General features: G+C 71.4%; 19 protein-coding genes and 1 riboswitch. Of the genes, 13 read left to right on the plus strand and 6 right to left on the minus strand.

Going from position 1 to position 21,933, the window contains the following annotated elements:
• Window positions 1-38 precede the first annotated feature (38 nt).
• Window positions 39-719 (minus strand): hypothetical protein, encoded by a 681-nt coding sequence (locus ACZ5CZ_RS27965; RefSeq protein WP_385844025.1) that lies wholly within the window; start codon window positions 717-719, stop codon window positions 39-41.
• 110 nt (window positions 720-829) lie between these two features.
• Entirely contained in the window at window positions 830-1,777 is a 948-nt protein-coding gene (locus ACZ5CZ_RS27970) for a 3-oxoacyl-ACP synthase III family protein (protein WP_385844024.1), read from the minus strand.
• Window positions 1,778-2,284: 507 nt separating this feature from the next.
• On the opposite strand from ACZ5CZ_RS27970, the gene trpD reads away from it, so the two are divergent.
• From trpD to ACZ5CZ_RS27985, 3 genes are all read left to right on the plus strand, one after another.
• Window positions 2,285-3,349, plus strand: a complete 1,065-nt coding sequence (trpD, locus tag ACZ5CZ_RS27975; RefSeq protein ID WP_468947025.1) for an anthranilate phosphoribosyltransferase — start codon at window positions 2,285-2,287, stop codon at window positions 3,347-3,349.
• Window positions 3,350-3,920: 571 nt separating this feature from the next.
• Complete coding sequence (locus ACZ5CZ_RS27980; RefSeq protein WP_385844022.1) at window positions 3,921-4,595, plus strand: undecaprenyl diphosphate synthase family protein; 675 nt, start codon at window positions 3,921-3,923, stop codon at window positions 4,593-4,595.
• Between the two features lie 102 nt (window positions 4,596-4,697).
• Window positions 4,698-4,814, plus strand: a riboswitch (SAM riboswitch).
• Between the two features lie 177 nt (window positions 4,815-4,991).
• A complete protein-coding gene (locus tag ACZ5CZ_RS27985; RefSeq protein ID WP_385844020.1) occupies window positions 4,992-6,353 on the plus strand; it encodes an aminotransferase class V-fold PLP-dependent enzyme in 1,362 nt (453 codons plus the stop codon).
• Between the two features lie 36 nt (window positions 6,354-6,389).
• Here ACZ5CZ_RS27985 and ACZ5CZ_RS27990 read toward each other — a convergent pair whose 3' ends face one another.
• Both ACZ5CZ_RS27990 and ACZ5CZ_RS27995 read right to left on the minus strand, forming a co-directional pair.
• Entirely contained in the window at window positions 6,390-6,671 is a 282-nt protein-coding gene (locus tag ACZ5CZ_RS27990; RefSeq protein ID WP_037931200.1) for an Lrp/AsnC family transcriptional regulator, read from the minus strand.
• Window positions 6,668-7,408 carry a rhomboid family intramembrane serine protease gene (locus ACZ5CZ_RS27995; protein ID WP_450785550.1) on the minus strand — a complete coding sequence of 247 codons (741 nt, stop codon included), beginning with the start codon at window positions 7,406-7,408 and terminating at the stop codon, window positions 6,668-6,670. Before ACZ5CZ_RS27995 ends, ACZ5CZ_RS27990 begins: the two co-directional genes overlap by 4 nt.
• 154 nt (window positions 7,409-7,562) lie before the next feature.
• Here ACZ5CZ_RS27995 and ACZ5CZ_RS28000 point away from each other — a divergent pair, with 154 nt between their 5' ends.
• From ACZ5CZ_RS28000 to ACZ5CZ_RS28020, 5 genes are all read left to right on the plus strand, one after another.
• On the plus strand, window positions 7,563-7,802 hold the full coding sequence (locus ACZ5CZ_RS28000; RefSeq protein WP_009309707.1) for a hypothetical protein: 240 nt from the start codon (window positions 7,563-7,565) through the stop codon (window positions 7,800-7,802).
• A 44-nt stretch (window positions 7,803-7,846) separates the two neighbouring features.
• Entirely contained in the window at window positions 7,847-9,190 is a 1,344-nt protein-coding gene (locus tag ACZ5CZ_RS28005) for an NYN domain-containing protein (RefSeq protein WP_385844018.1), read from the plus strand.
• A gap of 212 nt (window positions 9,191-9,402) precedes the next feature.
• A complete protein-coding gene (locus ACZ5CZ_RS28010) occupies window positions 9,403-10,443 on the plus strand; it encodes a C40 family peptidase (protein WP_450785553.1) in 1,041 nt (346 codons plus the stop codon).
• A 259-nt stretch (window positions 10,444-10,702) separates the two neighbouring features.
• Window positions 10,703-11,752: a C40 family peptidase gene (locus tag ACZ5CZ_RS28015; protein ID WP_385844015.1), complete on the plus strand. Its 1,050-nt coding sequence runs from the start codon at window positions 10,703-10,705 to the stop codon at window positions 11,750-11,752.
• Window positions 11,753-11,800: 48 nt separating this feature from the next.
• Window positions 11,801-12,991, plus strand: a complete 1,191-nt coding sequence (locus tag ACZ5CZ_RS28020; RefSeq protein WP_468947033.1) for a hypothetical protein — start codon at window positions 11,801-11,803, stop codon at window positions 12,989-12,991.
• Between the two features lie 42 nt (window positions 12,992-13,033).
• Here the strand turns inward: ACZ5CZ_RS28020 and ACZ5CZ_RS28025 are convergent, their stop codons facing one another.
• The gene (locus ACZ5CZ_RS28025; RefSeq protein ID WP_468947036.1) at window positions 13,034-14,269 is read right to left on the minus strand and encodes a glycosyltransferase 87 family protein; all 1,236 of its coding nucleotides are present in this window, start codon (window positions 14,267-14,269) and stop codon (window positions 13,034-13,036) included.
• 107 nt (window positions 14,270-14,376) lie between these two features.
• On the opposite strand from ACZ5CZ_RS28025, the gene ACZ5CZ_RS28030 reads away from it, so the two are divergent.
• Window positions 14,377-15,519, plus strand: coding sequence for a glycosyltransferase family 4 protein (locus ACZ5CZ_RS28030; RefSeq protein WP_468947039.1), 1,143 nt, complete (start codon window positions 14,377-14,379; stop codon window positions 15,517-15,519).
• A 79-nt stretch (window positions 15,520-15,598) separates the two neighbouring features.
• Complete coding sequence (locus tag ACZ5CZ_RS28035) at window positions 15,599-17,236, plus strand: GMC oxidoreductase (protein WP_385844011.1); 1,638 nt, start codon at window positions 15,599-15,601, stop codon at window positions 17,234-17,236.
• Window positions 17,237-17,249: 13 nt separating this feature from the next.
• Here ACZ5CZ_RS28035 and ACZ5CZ_RS28040 read toward each other — a convergent pair whose 3' ends face one another.
• Complete coding sequence (locus ACZ5CZ_RS28040; protein WP_385844010.1) at window positions 17,250-19,046, minus strand: AMP-dependent synthetase/ligase; 1,797 nt, start codon at window positions 19,044-19,046, stop codon at window positions 17,250-17,252.
• Window positions 19,047-19,343: 297 nt separating this feature from the next.
• On the opposite strand from ACZ5CZ_RS28040, the gene ACZ5CZ_RS28045 reads away from it, so the two are divergent.
• The 3 genes from ACZ5CZ_RS28045 (at window position 19,344) to ACZ5CZ_RS28055 (ending at window position 21,930) form a co-directional block, all read left to right on the plus strand.
• Entirely contained in the window at window positions 19,344-20,141 is a 798-nt protein-coding gene (locus tag ACZ5CZ_RS28045; RefSeq protein WP_385844009.1) for a metallophosphoesterase family protein, read from the plus strand.
• Window positions 20,142-20,263: 122 nt separating this feature from the next.
• Window positions 20,264-20,704: an SRPBCC family protein gene (locus tag ACZ5CZ_RS28050; protein ID WP_467542684.1), complete on the plus strand. Its 441-nt coding sequence runs from the start codon at window positions 20,264-20,266 to the stop codon at window positions 20,702-20,704.
• A gap of 53 nt (window positions 20,705-20,757) precedes the next feature.
• Window positions 20,758-21,930, plus strand: coding sequence for an ArsA family ATPase (locus tag ACZ5CZ_RS28055; RefSeq protein WP_385844005.1), 1,173 nt, complete (start codon window positions 20,758-20,760; stop codon window positions 21,928-21,930).
• The last annotated feature ends 3 nt before the right edge of the window (window positions 21,931-21,933 follow it).

The following is a 21,933-nucleotide window of genomic DNA, read 5'->3' on the forward strand; positions in this document are numbered from 1 at the left end:
GTCGTGGATGTGCTGCCCCGGCTGTGCCCCGCCCCGCGTCAGCTCTGCGCCGAACCGAAACGGTGCTCGAGGATCCGCTTGAGGTTGCCCATCTCGATGCTGTGGCCGGCGTGGAACATGGGCCAGATGTCACCGACCCAGACGCGGTCGGTGCGGGCCCGGCCCTCGGCGATGTAGTCCGGGACGTTCTCCGTCTTGCGGTCGTAGTAGGGGTGCTTGCAGTTGGTCCACAGCACCACGGTGCCCGGCTTGTTGAGGACCTTCGAGGAGTCGATGATCGTCAGGTAGTAGCGCATCCACAGCTCGTGGCCCTGGTCCCAGGCGCACGGGTAGATCACCAGGCCGTGCTCGGGGCCCTTCTGGGCGTCGGCGCGGATGTAGATGTCCGTGTTCGGCTGGATCATCTCGTCGGCCTTGTACAGACCGCCGCCCAGGTGCCTCATGTTGCGGATGCTGTACGTCCACTCCTCCAGGGAACGGGCGTTGGCGGCGTACTCGAAGACGATGTCGTACGGCACGTTGATGTGCTCGGCGAGGGAGCAGTAGTCGCCGAACACCTCGTTGTGGTCGTACGTCTCCTTCGTCTTGCTCTCCATCAGCTTCATCATGTCGTCCATGCCGGTGTTCTCGTTCCACACCAGGCCCAGCTCCACCAGGTCGGAGCGGTCGAGGACGTAGTTCTGCGCGAGGCCCGACTCGTCGGGGACGCGGTTGGCCATGTTTCCTCCTGAATGAAGCAATGGTGAACACACATACAGGTGGTGCAGGACATGCGGTGCCGGACATGCGGTGATGGTCGATGAGGGGCTGTCCGGACGGCCGGGACGGCTCAGTTCCAGCGCCAGACCATGGACGCGACGAGCTCGCCGCCGTGGGAGAACGTGCCGAACGCCACGAGGTCTCCGGGGGAGATCAGCTTCTTCTCCAGGGCGTCGGCGAAGGTCACCGGAAGGGAGCCCTGGAACAGGTTGCCGTAGATGCCCAGGGTGTCGTGCGCACGGGAGTCGTCGAAGCCGCAGCGCTTGCGCCACTCCGCGACGTACTTCTCGTTCGGCTGGTGGGTGATGAGGCGGGCGATGTCCTCGTTCCGTACGCCGGCCTTCTCCAGGGCGGTCTCGACGGCCCGCGGGAGCTGCTCCATGGTGACGGTGTAGAGCCGCGCCAGCATCTTCTGGTCGAAGTTTACCGTCAGGGCGCCGGAACCGTGCGCCCAATAGGGAATTTCCATTCCGTCGACGGCACTCGGCTCGACCTTGAGCGCGCCCCAGTTCTCACCGAAGGACTGCTCGTGCACGGAGAGAATCGTGGGCTCCTCGCCGGCGGTCAGCAAGGTGGCGGAGGCCCCGTCGCCGAGCACCCGGGATTCCGGGCTCTGCTGGAATTCCTCCAGCCGGGAGACGAAGTTGGTGACCGTGACCACGGCCACCGTGCGGTACTGGCCCGAGTCGATGAAGGCCTTGGCCGTGTTGATCGAGGAGACCCAGGAGCAGCAGCCGTTGTCCACCTGGAGAACCGCTGCCGAGGTCGCGCCCACCGCGTGCTGAATGGCGGTGCCCACACCGGGCGAGAAGGCGTCGTTCAGCTGGGAGGCGCAGATGATGAGATCCACGGTCGCCGGATCCACGCCATTGCGCTCGAGCAGCTTCTCGAGAGCGGCGGTACCCAGCCGGGCGGAGGTGTACTCGGGCCACGCGAAACGTCGTTCGTGAACGCCCGCGAAGAACGCATGGTCACTCAGGTCGCTGTCCTCGGAAAGCAGCTCACTGTTTCGAACCACTTTTTCCGGCATGAAATTGACTACATCGACAACGCGAGTCGATACCACAAAAATTCCCAATCTTCGCGGTGGGAGTGCTAGTCATGCATTGACCGGGAGAACCAGGAGAGGTGTGGCGGAAAGAAAAAAGAGAATGCGCTGCACGTTCCCCCCTCGAGTCCCCCGTTGACGCTTTGGAGTGGCGTTTATGTCGAGCGTGCTTGCAAGTGGCGCAAAAGCGATGGCAACTCTATGATCATCACGGTCACGGCCAGATCTCAGTTAGGTAACCGTAAGGTAACGGTCGCTCTGGGGGGAAGATATCCGCGATGTCCGGGTGTGCCAGGGAAAGCGGCCTGGACTTCGTTCAACATGCATTGGTTCCGGTGTTCAAACGTAAGATTCCTTACTTTTGAGTGGTCGCACTGTGAGACCGGCGCCCCCGCGCCCCGCCCGGCTGGATAGGCTGGGAGCCCCCCCGCGCGCGCGGTGGTGGATGGCTGAAACCGACGACTCAGGAGCGGCCGTATGAGCGCTGTGACCCCCGCTGGAGGCGACACCGCGGCGGGCCGTTCCTGGCCCGAGGTGCTGAACGCCCTGCTGTCCGGGCGTGACCTGGACGCCGGTGCGACGTACTGGGCGATGGACCGGATCATGCGCGGCGAGGCCACGGACGCGCAGATCGCCGGGTTCGTGGTGGCGCTGCGGGCCAAGGGCGAGACGGTGGAGGAGATCGCCGGGCTGGTGGACGCGCTGTACCGGCACGCCACCGTCATCGAGGTCTCCGGGAACACCGTCGACATCGTCGGAACGGGCGGGGACGGCGCCAAGACCGTCAACATCTCCACGATGTCCTCGATCGTCATCGCCGGTACCGGCGCCAAGGTCGTCAAGCACGGCAACCGGGCCGCTTCCTCGGCCTCCGGCGCGTCCGATGTGCTGGAGGCGCTCGGCGTCAACCTGGACCTGGCGCCGAAGCGGGTGGCCGAGGTCGCCGAGGAGGCCGGCATCACGTACTGCGCCGCGGTGAAGTTCCACCCGGCGCTGCGCCATGTGGCCGCCGCGCGCGGCCAGTTGGGGATCCGCACCGTCTTCAACGCGCTCGGCCCGCTGGCCAACCCGGCCCGGGTCAAGGCGCAGGCCGTCGGTGTCGCCGACCCCCGGATGGCCCCGATCATGGCCGGCGTGTTCGCCGCCCGCGGCCACTCCTCCCTGGTCTTCCGCGGCGACGACGGGCTCGACGAGCTGACGACCACGGCCACCTCGCGGGTGTGGGTGGTACGCGACGGCAAGGTGACCGAGGAGGCCTTCGACCCGCGGGACGTGGGGCTGGAACTGGTGCCCGTCGAGGCGCTGCGCGGGGCGGACGCCACCTACAACGCGGGTGTCGCGCGGCGGCTGCTGGACGGCGAGAAGGGTCCCGTGCGGGACGCCGTGCTGCTGAACTCCGCGGCCGCGCTGGTCGCCCTGGAGCCGGGCCCGGGGTCCCTGGCGGAGCAGCTGCGGGACGGGATGGACCGCGCGGCCGAGTCGATCGACTCCGGGGCTGCGGGCAGGCTTCTCGAGCGGTGGGTCGCGGCCACCAACGCCTGACGTCCGCCCGGCGGGGCGGCCGCACAAGTCGCCCCGCGCTGCGGGAAATTGGCGTCAGATCTTGATCACCTGGCCGGGTCTGTGGATATGCTAGCGTCAAGTGCATTCCCTCGTGGTGATGTGTGTGCCTCCGCTTTGTCCGGAGCACGCATCTGAACGGGGACAACGAAGGGATGACGGGGGCATGGATGAGGGACAGCTGTACCCAGCCATGGAATAGGAATCCGACGCCGCCGGACCGTCGATTACGTCCGGTCCATACCTGAGCCGACTCGGCTCCGCACCGTTTTCATGTCACTCCGCGCGTGATGCGCGTGTCTTCACCACCGGGCGGCATCGACCGCTCTTCAAGCGCCGGAACATTCTCACCGGCCCTTGCTCTGCCCATTCCGGCCTTCTCGACGGCCGTCACATCCGCAGACCGAACCGGTAACCGCACCCAGCACGGGTGCGGAACAGGCCTGCGCACTCTGGCGACACCCTCTCCTCCCTCGTCGGCATCCCCTCGGACGTGCCGTCGACGCACACCCGCACTTGTTCGCGCCAGCGCATTCAGCAAAAGGAGAACACGGTGACCAACTTGATGCTTCTGCCCGACGGCATGCGCCGCTGGTCCATCGAAAACGGTGTCTCCCTCGACGAGGGCTACAAGGCGATGGCGGACAAGCTCGAAGAGTTCATCGGCTGGACCCGGGAGGAGGGCATCAAGACCCTCTACATCACGACGTCCTCGGTGAAGAACTTCAACCGCCCCGAGGCCGCGGTGACGACGTTCCTCGACGCGTTCGACGACCTGGCCCAGCGCGTCCACGGCAGCTGCAACTTCGCGTACTCCGGCTCCCTGGACCTGGTGCCGGACCGCTACCTCGAATCGCTCGAAACCATGCGGAAGGCGTCGGACACCGACTCGGACTTCACGGTCCACTACATCCTCGGAATGTCCCTCTCCCGCGAGGTCATCGGGATCTTCAACAAGCTCAACGGGAAGATCCCGGTCATGACCGAGGAGATCCTGGCCAGCAACGCGTACGTCCCGGAACAGGTCGACTTCGTCATACGCACCGGCGGCGCCGTCCGCATGTCGTCCTTCTTCCCGCTGATGTCCCCGTACGCCGAGCTGTACTTCTCCCCGCTGCTGTTCCCGGATGTCACGCGGGCCGACTTCGACGCCGCGATGAAGGACCTCCGCAACCGCGAGCGGCGCTACGGCGGCTACCCGGAGTCCGGCATGCCCGAGTCGAGCTGACGGCACGACCGACGGCCTCGGCATGCCTCGCCGGCATGCCGAGGTCCCGATATGCGGACAGGAGTTGCGGCGCGGCGATCAGCTCCGTTACGTTCCTGTCCAGGTCATGAGCGACAGCCACAAGGCCCCGGCCGGCTGTCCGGCAACCCTCCGTCCGTGGCGGGGTGCCCCGGGTGAGGACCAGGTCGTAGGCAGCGAGGTCTACGGCAAGCGCGGACCCCTCGCACGCTGAGTCGAAGCGTGGACCAGGGGTCCTGGTCGTCGAGGAGTCTTCCGTGAGCAAGCGAATGCGTTAGGGCCGCCGAGCCCCGCCTCCGCGCACCCTTTTCCCCTTTCTCCGTGCTTGAGCGACCTCTGCTCGCGCGGTGATCCCACACGCCTCACGGGAGTTCCGCCATGTCCGTCTCCACCGCTGCCGCCGACCAGTCCGTTTGTGCCCCTCTGCCGGTTCTGGGGCGGGATGTCACCGTTCCGCTGGTCACCGGCGGCGAGGTCACCTACGCGGCCCTCGACTACGCGGCCAGCGCCCCCGCCCTCCAGCGCGTCTGGGACGACGTCGCCGCCTACGCCCCCTACTACGGCAGCGTCCACCGCGGCGCCGGCTACCTCTCCCAGCTCTCCACCGACCTCTTCGAGAACGCCCGCCGCACGGTCTCCGACTTCCTCGGCTGCCGCCCCGGCGACCAGGTGGTCTTCACCCGGTCCACCACCGACTCGCTGAACCTGCTGGCCCGCGCGCTGCCCGCCGGCTGCCAGGTCTTCGTCTTCGAGACCGAGCACCACGCCTCCCTGCTGCCCTGGCAGGACACCCGGGTCACCTACCTCGACGCCCCGCGCACCCCGCGGCAGGCGGTCGAGACCCTGGAGCGGGCGCTCGCCGCCCGCGAGCCCCACGGCCCGGCCCTGGTCTGTGTGACCGGCGCCTCCAACGTCACCGGCGAGCTGTGGCCGGTGCGCGAGCTGGCCGCCGCCGCGCACGCGCACGGCGCCCGGATCGTCGTGGACGCCGCCCAGCTCGTCCCGCACCAGCCGGTGGACGTCCGCGACCTCGACGTCGACTGGATCGCCTTCTCCGGACACAAGCTGTACGCGCCGTTCGGCTCCGGCGTCCTGGCCGGCCGCGCGGACTGGCTGCGCGCGGCCGAGCCGTACCTCGCGGGCGGCGGCGCCAGCCGCACGGTCACCCGGCGCCCGGACGGCGGAGTGGAGGTGGCGTGGCACGAGAGCGCGGCCCGGCACGAGGCCGGCTCGCCGAACGTCATCGGCGCCTACTCCATCGCGTCGGCCTGCAAGGCGCTCACCGAGGCCGGCTGGGACACCCTGGTCGCCCGGGAGCAGCACCTGATCCGCCGGGTGCGCGAGGGGCTCGCCGAGATCCCCGAGGTGCGGGTCCTCTCCCTGTTCGGCGACGACGCCCCGCGCGTCGGGGTGATCTCCTTCGTGGTCGACGGCTGGAACAGCTCCCACTTCGCCGCCGCCCTCTCCGCGGAGTACGGCATCGGCGTCCGCGACGGCCTGTTCTGCGCCCACCCCCTGGTCCGCACGCTGCTGGGCAGCGACCCGCAGACCCAGGGCGAGTGCGGTGCGCCGGAGGCGGCCCCGGGCGAGAAGTCCCTCAACGCCGTGCGCGTCAGCTTCGGCGCGGGCACCCCCGACGAGCACGTCGACCGTTTTGTGAGCGCGGTCCGGGAACTGGTCAGGGACGGTGCCAAGTGGACGTACCGCACGGAGGACGGCCGCTGCGTGCCGGCGGTGTGAGGGGCCGTACCTCCCGATGAGGCGGTGTCCGGACGGTCAGGAGTCGAGGCCGATCGCGAACGCCGCCTCCAGGTCGTGCTGGGAGTAGGTACGGAACGCCACATGCGTGTCCGTGCCCTCCACGCCGGGGATCTTGCTGATCCGGCCCGGGATCACCTCGGCGAGGTCCTCGTGCTCCCGCACCCTGACCATCGCGATCAGGTCGTACGTCCCCGTCACGGAGAACACCTCGCTCACCGAGTCCAGCGAAGCGATCTGCTCCGCGATCTCGGGGATCCGGTCCACGCTGGTCTTGATCAGGACGATCGCGGTGATCACGGCTGCTTCTCTCCCTCGGGCGCCTGGGCAGGGGCGGCTTTCACTCTATCCGTACGGCCGTAGCGCACCCACGCGTAGCCGAAGCCCAGCCCGAAGCCCACCAGGTGCGCCAGATACGCCACCCCCGGGCCCTGTCCGGCCCGCCCCGCCGAGAGCCACTGGAGCGCCGCCCAGAACGGCAGCACGACCCAGGCCGGGAACCGTACCGGCAGGAAGAGGAGGAACGGCAGAAGACTGGTCACGCGCGCCCGCGGGAACAGGTAGAGGAAGGCGCCGAGGACCGCCGAGATCGCCCCGGAGGCACCCACCAGCGACTGCTCCGAGGCCGCGTTGGCGGCCGCGTAACCGAGCAGGGCCAGGTAGCCGCAGCCGACGTAGAAGAGCGTGTACTCCACCCGGCCCATCCGCTCCTCGGTCATCGCGCCGAAGACGAAGAGGAAGAGCATGTTGCCGAGCAGATGCACCCAGCTCCCGTGCACGAACAGCGCGGTGAGCGGGGTGAGCGCCGCCCTCGGCACGCCCTCGAACAGCTCGGCCGGGACCACGCCCCAGCGGTGGAAGTACACGCGCTGTGCGGCGAGCAGGGACTCCCCGGAGCCGTACGCCCCGGTGAGCCCGGAGGCCGGGCCCAGCACGAAGATCACACAGCACAGGGCGATGAGGGTGTAGGTCATCGGTGCCGATGTGTTCCGGACCGCCCTCAGGGTCCGGCCCGCCGTGCTCCAGTTGCCGATCATGGACACAGAGCATGACGTAAGGGGACGCAAGGGGATAGACCGCCTCGCCGCCGTGAACGGACGGGCGGCGAGTCCCCGGCAGGCCGTAGGGTTACGGCCACACGGGTCCGCCCCCCGGGCGCGGACCGACCCGAGAAGGAAGCGAACAGCCACGATGACGGTTCCCCTGCCGACCGCCACGACGCGTTGGCGCTGCACCCTGTGCGGCAACCTCACCCGGTTCGACGTGACCCGTTCCTCGAAGGTGGTCGAGTACGTGCACCTCGACCTGGCGGGTGAGCCGAAGGTGGAGGAGCGCGAGGTGGTCAGTGAGACCATCGAGTCGGTGCGCTGCCGTTGGTGCAACGCGGTGGACCAGGTGGAACTCGTGGACAGGCCGGGCGCCGACTCCTGAGCGGAGCGGCCCCGGGTACAGCGGACGGCTTAGGGGTGTGACGGATGGTGGAGACCGCAGGCGGGGGGCCGGAAGACGGCACCGCTGAGGTGCTTGACCGTCCGCTGCCCGACGGCGTGCGCCGCAGGGTCGTACAGATCGTCTCGGACGGCTTCGGCGGGCTGACCGTGGCGGAACTGCCCGCGCAGCTGCGGCAGTATGCCCGGTTCGCCCCCAACCGCCGGGCGAAGTTCGCCGGGAACGCCATGGCGGCGGCGCTGGAGACCGATCCGCTGTTCCGGCAGCGCATCGGGGAGAAGTTCAGAGAGGCGCATCCGGAACTCGCCGGCGCCCTGGACTCCGGCTCGCCGCCCCCGGCCGCGGACCCGCTCGATGTGGCGGCCGCGGCCTATGTACTGCGCCCCGCGGGCTGGGTGAAGCTGGTCACCGCGGCCGGCGAGGAGGCCCAGCGCGCGGACGCCGAGCGCGCCGACGAGGAGAGCCGGGCGGAGCTGGAGCGGCTGCGCGCCGAGCTGGCCCAGGCCCGCGAGCACACCCGGACCGAGACCGAACGGCTGCGCGCGGAGCTGGAGTCGGCGAAGAAGGAAGCGGAATCGCTTCAGCGCAAGCTGCGGGCCGCGCTCAGCGACGTCAAGCGGGGCGAGGCCGCGCTGCGCAAGGCGCAGGCCGAGATGGAGGCCGTACGCGCCGAAGGGCAGACGCAGCTGTCGGCCGCCGAGAGCGAGTCCCGGCGGCTCAAGGCCCGGCTCGGCGAGGCGGAGGCCGCGCTGGAGGCGACCCGCCGGGCCGCCCGCGAGGGCCGCAGTGTGGAGGACATGCGGGTACGGCTGCTGCTGGACACCCTGCTGGACGCGACCCAGGGGCTGCGCCGCGAACTCGCCCTGCCGCCGGTCTCGGTGCGCCCGGCGGAGACGGTGGACGCGGTGGAGCCGGGGCGGATGACTCCCAAGGACATCGCGGCCCGCGCCCTGTCCGAGCACGACCCGGCCATCCTCGACCAGCTGCTCGCGCTGCCGCAGGCGCATCTGGTGGTCGACGGCTACAACGTCACCAAGACCGGCTATCCGCAGATGCCGCTGGAGAAGCAGCGGCTCCGGCTGCTCGGCCAGCTCTCGGCGCTCGCCGCGCAGACCGGCGCCGAGGTGACCTGTGTCTTCGACGGCGCCGAACTGGCCGCGCCGGTGCTGCTCGCGCCGCCGCGCGGCGTCCGCGTGCTGTTCTCGAAGCCGGGGATCACCGCCGACGAGCTGATCCGGCAGCTGGTGCGCGCGGAGCCGCCGGGCCGTCCGGTCATCGTCGCCTCCACCGACCGGGAGGTGGCCGACGGGGTCGCCAGGGCGGGTGCCCGACCCGTGGCCTCTGCGGTGCTTCTGAAGCGACTGTCCTGAACGCCCAACGGGCATACTCAATGCCCGAATTGGCCGCATCGTCACGCAACGTAGCGTCAATCGCGTCTCACCCCGTGTGAGTTATGGGCAAAGAATGGCTTGCGTGATGCGATTTTCTGCTGTGAGGATTTGAACTGATCACAGCTGGGTCACTAGGGTCTGGGCTCGAACCTCCGAACGGGTGATCACTCACAAGAAGGAGTTCGTCCTCAGTGGCGTCCCACCGTCGACCCAAGCAGCCGAGCCGCACCCGCGTGACCGTGCTCACCACCGCCGCAGCCGCTGCCGTCGCGCTCAGCGCGAACGCCGCCAACGCCGCGCCCAGCGAGAAGCTCAGCAAGGACGAGGTCAAGGCAAAGGTCGACAAGCTCTACGAGCAGGCCGAGCAGGCCACCGAGAAGTACAACGGCGCCCAGGAGAAGCAGCAGAAGCTGCAAAAGGAAATCTCCACCATCCAGGACAACGTCGCCCGCGGCCAGCAGGAGCTGAACAAGCTGCGCGACGGCCTGGGTTCGCTGGCCACGGCCCAGTACCGCTCCGGCGGCATCGACCCCTCGGTCCAGCTCTTCCTCTCCTCGAACCCGGACGACTACCTCGACAAGGCGTCCACCCTCGACCAGTTGAGCAGTCAGCAGGTCGACGCGCTGAAGAAGATCCAGGACAAACAGCGCGAACTCGCCCAGGAGCGGGCGGAGGCGAGCGACAAGCTCAAGGACCTCTCCGCCACCCGCACCGAACTGGGCAAGAAGAAGAAGGAAGTCCAGGGCAAGCTCGCCGAGGCGCAGAAGCTCCTCAACACCCTGACGGCCAAGGAGAAGCAGGAGCTGGCGCAGAAGCAGCAGCGCGCCGACCGCTCCTCCACCCAGCGGGTCGACATGGGGAACAAGGACACCCCGCCGGCCTCCGGCCGCGCCGGCGCCGCGTTCTCCGCCGCCCAGAGCAAGATCGGCTCGCCGTACGTCTACGGCGCCTCCGGCCCCTCCTCCTTCGACTGCTCGGGCCTGACCTCCTGGGCCTACGCGCAGGCCGGTGTCTCCATCCCGCGCACCTCGGAGGAGCAGGCGAACATCGGCACCCGCATCTACAGCATCAACGACCTCCAGGTCGGCGACCTGGTCTTCTTCTACGGCGACATCCACCACGTCGGCCTGTACGCCGGCAACGGCATGGTGCTGCACGCCCCGCACACCGGTGCCGTGGTCCGCTACGAGGCCATGTCGGACATGCCGTTCCAGTTCGGCGTTCGCGTCTGACCCGCGGTCCGACCCGCGAAACGTCCACCGCCCGAGGGCGCCCGAACGAGCGAATCCCCGGGACCGGAACTGACTCCACGCCCCGCCGGTGACCTGCGTCAGCGGCGGGGCGCGACCGTATCCGGGCCGAAGACGGCGCACGAGGTCTTTGGCCGGAGCCCTTCCGCACGGCTACTGTCTGCCGCGTTTCCCCGGCGCCGGGGCCTCCCCGTCCCCAGGCGCCGGGGAACGGTATCTGTCCGTGAACAGAAGGACTGCCGTGGGGTCCCACCGTCGTCGCCTTGCACCATCCGGATTCGACCGGGGCGCCGCCGCCCTGTGCGTACTCTCCGCCGCGGCCGCCGCGTTCGGCGCGGTACCTGCGCAGGCGGCGCCGCCCGGCGACGCCCGTGCCGAGGTGGACCGGCTGTACCAGCAGGCCGAACAGGCGACCCAGGCCTTCGACAAGGCCGCCGAGCGCGAGGACACGCTGCGCCGCGAGGTGAGCGACGCGCAGGACCGCATCGCCCGCCGGCAGCAGCAGGTCAACTCCCTGCGCGAGCAGCTCGGTTCGCTGGCCGGCGCGCAGTACCGGGCGGGCGGCATCGACCCCGCCGTGGCGCTGCTCTTCTCCGACGACCCGCAGGACTACCTCGACAAGGCGTCCACCCTCGACCGCATCGGCAGCCAGCAGGCCGGCCGGCTCAAGGAGCTGCGGTCCGCGCTGCGCGACCTCGCCCAGGAGCGCGCCGAGGCCACGGGGAAGCTCAGTGAACTGGAGCGCAGCCGCAAGGCGGTCGCCGCGCACAAGAAGACCGTGGAGGGCAAGCTCGCCGCGGCCCGGCGGCTGCTGAACGCGCTGCCGCCGGCCGCCCGCGCCGCCTACGACCGGGCCTCGCGCTCCGACGACGCCGGCCGCGCCGATCTGCCCGGCATGCCCGGCGCGGCGGACCTGCCGGACCTGACCGGCGCCGTCGCTCCCGACGCCCGCGCCGCCGCCGCGGTGGCCGCCGCGCAGTCCGCCCTCGGCCGGCCCTATGTGTGGGGCGCGAACGGCCCCTCCGGCTTCGACTGCTCGGGGCTGATGCAGTGGTCGTACGCACACGCCGGAGTGCACCTGCCGCGCACCTCGCAGGAGCAGCGGTTCGCCGGCCGGCAGGTCCCGCTCTCCCAGGCCCGCCCGGGAGACCTGGTCGTCTACCGCGCCGACGCCAGCCATGTGGCGATGTACGTCGGCAACGGCCAGGTCATCCACGCCCCCTACCCGGGCGCGCGGGTCCGCTACGACCCGGTGAACATGATGCCGGTCTCCTCGGTGACCCGGCCGTGAGACCGGTTCCCCGGCCGCGGCCCCGGGGGTGCCCCTTACGATCGGCAAATGGCTGGTCGTAGACGGGTGCGGAGCGCCGCGGCGGTGGCGGCCTGTCTGCTGGCCGTACCCCTCGCCGGGTGCGGCGGGCGGACGGGTGCCGACTCCGCGCGGGCGGAGGTGCAGCGGGTGCTGGACCGGCGCGCGGCGGCGCTGCTCGGCCACGACGAACCGGCCTACGGCGCCACCGGCACCCGGACCGAGTACACCCGGCTGCGCGCCCTTCCGCTCGCCTCCTGGGCCTACACGGTCACCGCGGTGCACCGTACGGCCTCCGGCGCCACCGCCGACGCCGAGCTGCGCTACCGGGTCGCCGGGTACGACACCGCCCCCGTGGACGCCCGCCGCACCCTCACACTCGGCCGCACCGCCGACGGCAGGTGGTACGTCAGCGCCGACCGGCCCGCCGGCCGGGCCGGGCAGCAGTTGTGGGACCAGGGCACGGTGACCGCGGTCAAGGGCGCGCACAGCCTGGTCCTCGGCACCGGCCGCTCCGCCGCCGCGCTGCGCGCCTTCGCCCGGCTGGCCGACCGTGCGGTGCCCGCGGTCTCCCGGGCCTGGGGCACGGACTGGACCCGGCGGGTCGTCGTGCTCGTCCCGCGGTCCCTGGCGGGCATGGCGGCCCTGCTCGGCTCGCCCGCCTCCGACTACCGGGGCATCGCCGCCGTCACCACCGGCGAGGTGGGGGGTGCCGGGCGGGCCCCCGCGGACCGGGTGGTGGTCAACCCGGACGCGTACGCCGCCCTCGGCGCCCTCGGCCGGCAGGTCGTCCTCACCCACGAGACCACCCATGTGGCCACCCGCGCCCACACCACCGCGGCGACCCCGCTGTGGCTCTCCGAGGGCTACGCCGACTGGATCGGCTACCTCGGCACCGGCCGCACCCCGGACGAGATCGCGCCGGAACTGGCCCGCGCGGTCCAGGGCGGCCGGCTGCCCCCGGCGCTCCCGGCCGACAAGGACTTCCGCTTCACCAGCGACCCCACCGAGCTGGCCCGGGCCTACGAGGGCGGCTGGCTGGCCTGCCGGATGATCGTCGACCACTGGGGCACGGCCCGGCTCGGCACCTTCTACCGAGCCGTGGGCGCCCACCACGAACGGTCCGGCGCGGTCGAGACGGCCCTGCGGAAGGTCCTGGCCACCACCCCGAAAGCCTTCACCACCCGCTGGCGCGCCTACGTCAAGACCCAGCTCGGCTGAGCTTCCCGATGGCTGGACGGCGCGCCCGCGCCGCGTGCCGGGTCAGGAGGGGACCGAGGTGTGCCGTGTGCGAGTGGCCTGATCGGGGACAGAGGGGAGTGGTGGGAGTGGGGGGACGGTCGAGCGCCGCAGGGTGCGGGCCGCGAGGAGGGCGGCCGTGGCCAGCAGGCCGTTGCGTACGGCCAGCAGCGTCAGGCCGTAGCCGTCGCTCAGCACCACGTGGAGGAAGCCGAGCGGGAACTCCAGGACGGTCACGAAGGACGCGGCCGCCACCAGCAGCGCGGGGACGCCCATCCGGCTCGCCCGGTGCGTCATGCAGACCGCGGCCAGGCCGATCAGCCACACCAGGTACTGGGGGCTGATCACCCGGCTGGTCACGGTGAACAGCAGCACCGCGGTGAGCGCGGCGTCGGCGAGGGAGTGCGGCCCGGTCCGGGTCGCGCGCAGCCGCCACCGCACCAGCCAGGCGAAGGCGATCCCGGTCAGCACCAGCGCGCCCGCGCTCACCGTGGCCACACCGGGCCCGACGAACTCGACCGAGCCGTAGTTCAGCAGCACCTGTCCCGGCCAGCCGAAGTGCCGGGCCACATGGAAGACCAGGCCGCCCAGCGACTCCACCTCGGTGCCCCGGTCCCGCTGGAAGGTCAGGAACGCGAGCGCCCCCGGCATGGACACCGCGAACAGCGCCGCGACCACGGACCCGGTCACCGCCGCCGACCGCCACGCCCGCCGCCCGGCACCGGCCAGCAGCAGCGCCGGCCACACCTTCAGCAGCGCCCCGAACGCGGCCAGCGCGCCCAGCAGCCGCGGCCGCCGCGCCCCGGCCAGCAGCGCCGCCACCGCCACCGCGGTCACCATCACGTCGTAGCGGGCGTACACGGTCGGGCCCAGCAGCGGCACCGCCACCACCCACACCAGGGCGCCGTGCGCGGAGCGGCCCGGCCGCCGGCCCGCGGCCAGCAGCAGCGCCAGCACGGCCGCGTCCGCCAGGCACGCCAGGACGAAGAAGGCGTGCGGATACGACAGGAAGGGCAGCGCGGCGGGGGAGAGCACGGCGAGGGCCGCGGCGGGCGGGTACTGCCAGGTCACGTCGTCCAGCGGAAACGTTCCGTGGCGCAGCACCTCGTACCAGCCCTGGTAGATCACCGACACGTCCGAGGTGACGTCCGGGCCCGGGAAGACGAACACCCCGAACACGAAGAGCAGCAGGACCGCACGGGTGACGACCCAGGTCGCGAGCAGCCATGCCGGAGGCCGCCCGGTGCCGTTCGTCTCCACGTGCTCCCCTGCCGTTCGATTTCTGGGCCGGGCACCATGATGTCGTGCCCTCCTGTGTACCTGCCACAGACCCGGCCGGGCCGTCCGATTCGGTAGGGTCGGCGGCGATGCGCAAGACCCTGATCGTCACCAACGACTTCCCGCCCCGGCCGGGCGGCATCCAGGCCTTCCTGCACAACATGGCGCTCCGCCTGGACCCCGGCCGGCTGGTCGTCTACGCCTCCACCTGGAAGCGCGGCCGGGAGGGCGCCCTGGCCACGGCCGCCTTCGACGCCGAGCAGCCCTTCACCGTCGTACGCGACCGTACGACCATGCTGCTGCCCACCCCGCAGGCGACCCGGCGCGCGGTCGGGCTGCTGCGGGAACACGGGTGCACCTCCGTCTGGTTCGGCGCGGCGGCCCCGCTCGGCCTCATGGCCCCGGCGCTGCGCCGGGCCGGCGCCGAACGGCTCGTCGCCACCACCCACGGGCACGAGGCGGGCTGGGCCCAGCTGCCCGGCGCCCGGCAGCTGCTGCGGCGGATCGGGGAGTCGACGGACACGATCACCTATCTGGGCGAGTACACCCGGTCGAGGATCGCCACCGCGCTGACCCCCGAGGCCGCCGGGCGGATGGTGCAGCTGCCGCCCGGCGTGGACGAGAAGACCTTCCACCCGGACTCCGGCGGCGCCGAGGTGCGCGCCCGGCTCGGCCTCACCGACCGCCCGGTCGTGGTCTGCGTCTCCCGGCTGGTCCCGCGCAAGGGCCAGGACACCCTCATCCGGGCCATGCCCCGCATCCTCGCCGCCCAGCCGGACGCCGTGCTGCTCATCGTGGGCGGCGGCCCCTACGAGCGCGAGCTGCGCCGGATGGCGGCCGAGACGCAGGTCGCCTCCGCCGTCCGCTTCACCGGCGCCGTCCCCTGGTCCGAGCTGCCCGCCCACTACGGCGCCGGCGACGTCTTCGCCATGCCCTGCCGCACCCGGCGCGGCGGCCTGGACGTGGAGGGCCTGGGCATCGTCTACCTGGAGGCGTCGGCGACCGGGCTGCCGGTGGTCGCGGGCGACTCCGGGGGCGCTCCCGACGCGGTCCTGGACGGCGAGACCGGCTGGGTCGTCCGGGGCGGCGAACCGGCCGAGGCCGCCGAGCGCATCGTGGCCCTCCTCGACGACCCCGAGCTGCGCCGCCGCATGGGCGAGCGCGGCCGCCGGTGGGTGGAGGAACGCTGGCGCTGGGACCTGCTCGCCGAGCGGCTCAAAGCCGTGCTCTAGCGCGAACCAGCCCGAACTTCCTTGACCGGATGGTGCGTTGACGCTTGGCGGAAGCCCGTAATCCGCCCATGCTGCGCGCATGGCACCCAAACTGATACAGCGTCAGCTGACGAGACGTCACATCCTGGGCATGGCCGCCCTCCAGACCGCGGCCGCCCTCGGCTTCACCCGCATCGGACTCCAGTCGGCCCGGGCGGCCGAGCCCGCCGCGGCCGAGTCCGCCCCCGCCGTCGTCGTGGGCTCCGGATACGGCGGCGCCGTCGCCGCCCTCCGGCTCGGCCAGGCCGGCATCCGCACCCTCGTCCTGGAGATGGGCCGGCTGTGGAACACGGCCGGCCCCGACGGCACGGTGTTCTGCTCCACCACCGCCCCCGACCGGCGCTCCATGTGGTTCCGCAGCCGCACCGAGGCCCCGCTCGCCACCTTCCTCTGGCTGGACGTGGTCAACCGGGACATCAGCGCCTACCCGGGCGTCCTGGACCGCGTGCACCACGACGCCATGTCCGTCTACGTCGGCCGCGGCGTCGGCGGCGGCTCGCTCGTCAACGGCGGGATGGCGGTGACCCCGCGACGCTCCTACTTCACCGAGCAGTTCCCCACCGTGGACGCCGACGAGATGTACGGCACGTACTTCCCGCGCGCCCGCGCCGCGCTCGGCGTCAACACCGTCGACCCGGCCTGGTTCGAGTCCACCGACTGGTACCGCTTCGCCCGCACCTCCCGCAAGGCCGCGGCCTGCGCGGGCCTGAAGACCACCTTCGTCCCCAACGTCTACGACTTCGGCTACATGCAGGCCGAGGCGGCCGGCACCGCCACCCGGTCCGCGCTCGCCGGCGAGGTCATCTACGGCAACAACCACGGCAAGCGCAGCCTCGACAAGACCTACCTCGCCGCCGCCCTCGGCACCGGCAACGTCACCCTGCACACCCTGGAGAAGGTCACCTCCGTCCGCCGGGCGAGCGACGGGTCGTACGTCCTGACCGCCGACCGGATCGACGCCACCGGCGCGGTGGTGGAGCGCAAACAGTACGGCTGCACCTACCTCTTCCTCGGCGGCGGCAGCCTCGGCACCACCGAACTCCTGGTCCGCGCCCGGGACACCGGCACCCTGCCCGACCTGAACGCCGAGGTCGGCGCGGGCTGGGGCACCAACGGCAACACCATGCTCGCCCGCGCCAACCACCTCTGGGACACCGTCGGCGCCGACCAGTCGACCATGCCGGTGCTGGGCATCGACGACTGGGACAACGCCGACAACCCGGTCTTCGCCGAGATCGCCCCGCTGCCCATGGGCTTCGAGCACTGGGTGAGCCTGTACCTGGCGATCACCCGGAACCCCGAGCGGGCGTCCTTCTCGTACGACTCCCGGACGGACGCGGTACGGCTCGGCTGGACCGCCGAGCAGAGCGCGGTGTCGGTGGCCATGGCGAAGAAGCTCTTCGACCGGATCAACCTGGCCAACGCCACCCTCTACCGCTACGACCTCTTCGGCCCGGCCGGCAAGGTCTTCGCGGACGACTTCACCTACCACCCGCTCGGCGGCTGCGTCCTCGGCCGGGCCACCGACGACTACGGCCGGGTCAAGGGATACCCGCGGCTCTACGTCACCGACGGCTCGCTGGTGCCCGGCTCGATCGGCGTGAACCCCTTCGTCACCATCACCGCGCTCGCCGAACGCACGATGGCGCGGGTCCTCGCCGAGGACACCGCGCCATGACGCGAGGAAGCCGCTACTTCTGGTAGATGGCCTCGATCTCGGCCGCGTAGTCCTTCGCCACCACGTTCCGCTTGAGCTTCAGCGACGGGGTCAGATGGCCCGACTCCTCCGTGAACTGGGAGGGAAGAATGCGGAACTTCCGCACCGATTCCGCCTTCGACACCGCGGCGTTGCCGTCGTCCACGGCCGCCTGGATCGCCGCCAGCAGATCCGGGTCCTCGCGCAGCGACGCCGCGGTGGAGCCCGCCGGCTTTCCGTGCTCGGCGGCCCACCGGCCCAGGAACTCCTCGTCGAGGGTGACCAGCGCGCCCACGAACGGCCGCCCGTCGCCCACCACCATGCACTCCGCGACCAGCGCGTGCGCCCGGATCCGGTCCTCGATCACCGCGGGGGCGACGTTCTTGCCGCCGGCCGTGACGATGATCTCCTTCTTCCGGCCGGTGATCCGCAGATAGCCGTCCTCGTCGAGGGTGCCGATGTCACCGGTGTGGAACCAGCCGTCCGCCAGCGCCTCCGCGGTCGCGCCCGGGTTGTTCCAGTACTCCTTGAACAGGTGCTCGCCGTGCAGCAGCACCTCGCCGTCGTCCGCTATCCGCACCACCGAGCCCGGCAGCGGCTGGCCGACCGTGCCGATCTTCTGCCGGTCCCAGGGGTTGAAGGCCGTGGCCGCGCAGGACTCGGTCAGGCCGTAGCCCTCCAGCACCGTGAAGCCGATGCCCCGGAAGAAGTGCCCGAGCCGCTCGCCCAGCGGGGCGCCGCCGGAGATGGCGTACTCCCCGCGGCCGCCGAGCACCGCCCGCAGCTTGCTGTAGACCAGCTTGTCGAAGACCTTGTGCTTGACCTTCAGACCGAAGGACGGACCCGAGGGGCTGTCCAGCGCCTTGCTGTAGGCGATCGCGGTGTCCGCCGCCCGGTCGAAGATCGCGCCCTTGCCGTCCGCCTGGGCCTTGGCCCGCGCGGAGTTGTACACCTTCTCGAAGACCCGCGGCACGCCGAGGATCAGCGTCGGCCGGAACGCGGCCAGCTCGTCGGTGAGGTTCTTGATGTCCGGGACACAGCCGAGCTTGATCGGCGCCATCATCGGCGCGATCTGCACCAGCCGCCCGAAGACGTGCGCGAGCGGAAGGAAGAGCAGTACCGAGCACTCACCGGTGCGGAACAGCGGACGCAGCCGCTCCACCACGTTGCCGCACTCGGCGAAGAAGCTGCGGTGGGTGAGGACACAGCCCTTGGGCCGGCCGGTCGTGCCGCTCGTGTAGACGATGGTCGCCGGGTCGTCGGCCCGGGCGAGCGAGCTGCGCTCCTCCACGGTCGCGTCCGACAGGCCCTCGCCGAGCCGCCCCAGCTCCGCCACCCCGCCGGCCTCGATCTGCCAGACGTGCTTCAGCGCGGGCAGCGTCTCGCGCACCGACTCCACGGCGGCCAGGTGGTTGTCCAGCTCCACCACGCACGCGGTGGCGCCCGAGTCCGACAGGATCCACTGGACCTGCTCCGGGGAGCTGGTCTCGTACACCGGCACGGTGACCGCGCCCGCGGACCAGATCGCGAAGTCGAGGAGCGTCCACTCGTAGCGCGTGCGGGACATCAGGCCCACCCGGTCGCCGGGCTGGACACCGGAGGCGATCAGGCCCTTGGCGGCGGCCCGGACCTCGGCGAGGAAGGCGGTGGCCGTCACGTCCTGCCAGGCCCCGCCGGTCTTGCGGGCGATCACGGCGACGTCGGGATGCTGCGCGGCGTTTCTGCGGACGATGTCGGTCAGATTGCCGTCCGCAGGGACCTCGTACAAAGCCGGAAGGCTGAACTCGCGCAAGACTGCTGCTCCTCATAGGGCGCCGGCGCCACGACGTTGTGCGATGCGACGGTGCGGTCCAAGGCTCGGGCTAGTGCTCGAAATCCGGTGATTGAAATTCAGAGCACGACTGGACTGCCCGGACGTTACCCGCCGGTATGGCTTCTACGACAGGGGGTCCCTGCGAGATGTTCGCTGCGTCACACATGTGCGGCGTTCCTTCGCGCACAGTAGTCCACGGCCGAAGCAACCGGCGAGTAACCGCAGGCGGCACCGAGACTGTTCACAACTGCACCGCTCCGCCTACCCTTGATCGTCATGGCCTCCACACCCTCCGCCCAGCGCGGTACCCGCGTCCACGTGGTCAGCGACGTACACGGCAACGCCCGGGACCTGGCCAGAGCCGGTGAGGGGGCCGACGCCCTGATCTGCCTCGGCGACCTCGTCCTCTTCCTCGACTACGCCGACCACTCGCGCGGGATCTTCCCCGACCTGTTCGGCACCGAGAACGCCGACCGGCTCGTGGAGCTGCGCACCGCCCGCCGCTTCGAGGAGGCCCGCGCCTTCGGCGCCCGGCTGTGGGCGGGCATCGCCGCGGACCGCGCCACCGCCATCGAACAGGCGGTGCGCAAGCAGTACGCCGAGCTGTTCGCCGCGTTCCCCACCCCGACCTACGCCACCTACGGCAACGTCGACATGCCGCATCTGTGGCCGGAGTACGCGCGCCCCGGGACCACCGTCCTCGACGGGCAGCGGGTGGAGATCGGCGGCTGGACCTTCGGCTTCGTCGGCGGCGGACTGCGCACACCGATGCGCACCCCGTTCGAGATCAGCGACGAGGAGTACGCCGCGAAGATCGAGGCGGTCGGCGAGGTCGACGTGCTGTGCACGCACATCCCGCCGGAGGTGCCCGAGCTGGTCTACGACACGGTCGCGCGCCGCTTCGAGCGGGGCAGCCGTGCACTGCTGGACGCCATCCGCCGGACCAGACCCCGGTACTCCCTCTTCGGACACGTCCACCAGCCGCTCGCCCCCCGGATGCGGATCGGCGCGACCGAGTGCGTGAACGTGGGGCACTTCGCCGGGACCGGACGGCCCTTCGCACTCGCCTGGTGACCGGCCGGACATGCGGGTGAAGGGGGCGGGCCGGCGGCGCGGTAGCCTTCACGCTGCACACACGTGCGCAGCCCGGCGCACGAAAGACTCTCTTCGGTCCGGTATCTGGAGGAGCCACGGCGATGGCGGAACACACCAGTTCGAGCATCACGATCGAGGCGGCTCCGGCCGACGTCATGGCGGTGATCGCCGACTTCGCGCGCTACCCGGACTGGACCGGTGAGGTGAAGGAGGCACAGGTCCTCGCCACCGACGGCCAGGGCCGCGCCGAGCAGGTCCGCCTCGTCATGGACGCGGGCGCCATCAAGGACGACCAGACCCTCGCCTACACCTGGACCGGCGACCACGAGGTCTCCTGGACCCTGGTGAAGTCCCAGATGCTGCGCTCCCTGGACGGCTCCTACCTACTGAAGCCGGCGGGCGCGGGGGCCACCGAGGTGACCTACCGCCTCACCGTCGACGTCAAGATCCCCATGCTCGGCATGATCAAGCGCAAGGCGGAGAAGGTCATCATCGACCGGGCGCTGGCGGGCCTGAAGCAGCGCGTGGAGTCCGACGGCTAGGTGCCACCGCGCCGGGCGCCGGTCCGGCACCCCGTCCGTTACGGTTCACCCTCATGCGCACCATCCTGATCACGGGCCCGGGCGGCAGCGGTCGTACCACCATCGCCGCCGCCACCGCGCTCGACGCCGCCCGCGACGGCATCCGGACGCTGCTGCTGAGCGCCGACCGCACCGACACCCCCGGCGCCGCACTGGGCCACCCGACCGGACCGGCCCCCACCGAGGCCGCCCCCCACCTCACCGTCTGGCGCCCGGACGCCACCACCCGCTTCCGCGAGGACCTCACCGCCTTCCAGGACCGCGCGGCGAGCGTCCTCGACCTGCTCGGCGCCGCCCGCCTGGACGCCGAGGAGGTCACCCCGCTGCCCGGCGCCGAGGAACTGTCCTTCCTGCGGGCCCTCAGGGACGCGGCCCTCTCCGAGCGCCACGACCTCCTCGTCGTGGACCTCCCGTCCCTGCCCCAGGCCCTCGCCCTGCTCGGCCTGCCCGGGGAACTGCGCCGCTATCTGCGCCGGCTGCTCCCGCCCGAGCGGCAGGCGGCCCGCGCCCTGCGCCCGGTCCTCGGCCGGCTCGCCGGCGTCCCCATGCCCGCCGACTGGCTGTACGAGACGGCCGCCCGCTGGGACGTCGAGCTGGCCGCCGTGGAATCCGTGCTCGCCGACCCCGGCACCGCCGTACGACTGGTCGCCGAACCCGGACCGGCCGGCACCGACGCCGTCCGCACCGCCCGGCTCGGCCTCGCCCTGCGCGCCCTGCCCACCGAGGCCCTGATCGCCAACCGCACCCTGCCGGACACCGCCCCCGACACCTGGTGCGCCGGACTCCTCGCCCAGCAGCGCAAGGCGCTCGCCGAGTGGCGCCCCGACCACGCCCCGCACACCGTCGCCCACCTCGGCCGCGACCCCCAGGGCGCCGACGACCTCACCGCCCTCGCCGTCCCCGCCGTCAACCCCGCGACCACCCCGGTCGAGTGGCCCGTCACCGACGCCATCCGCGAGGACGGCGTACTGGTCTGGCACATCCCGCTGCCCGGCGCGATACGGGACGAGCTGGACCTCATCCGGCGCGGCGACGAACTCGTCCTCACCGTCGGCCCGTTCCGCCGGATCGTCCCGCTGCCCTCCGCCCTGCGCCGCTGCACCGTCGCCGGAGCCGCGCTCCGCGACGGCGAGCTGCGCATACGCTTCGCCCCCGACCCCGCCCTGTGGCCCGCCGCCGGCCGCTGAACC

The organism is Streptomyces sp. NPDC031418 (assembly GCF_055581605.1).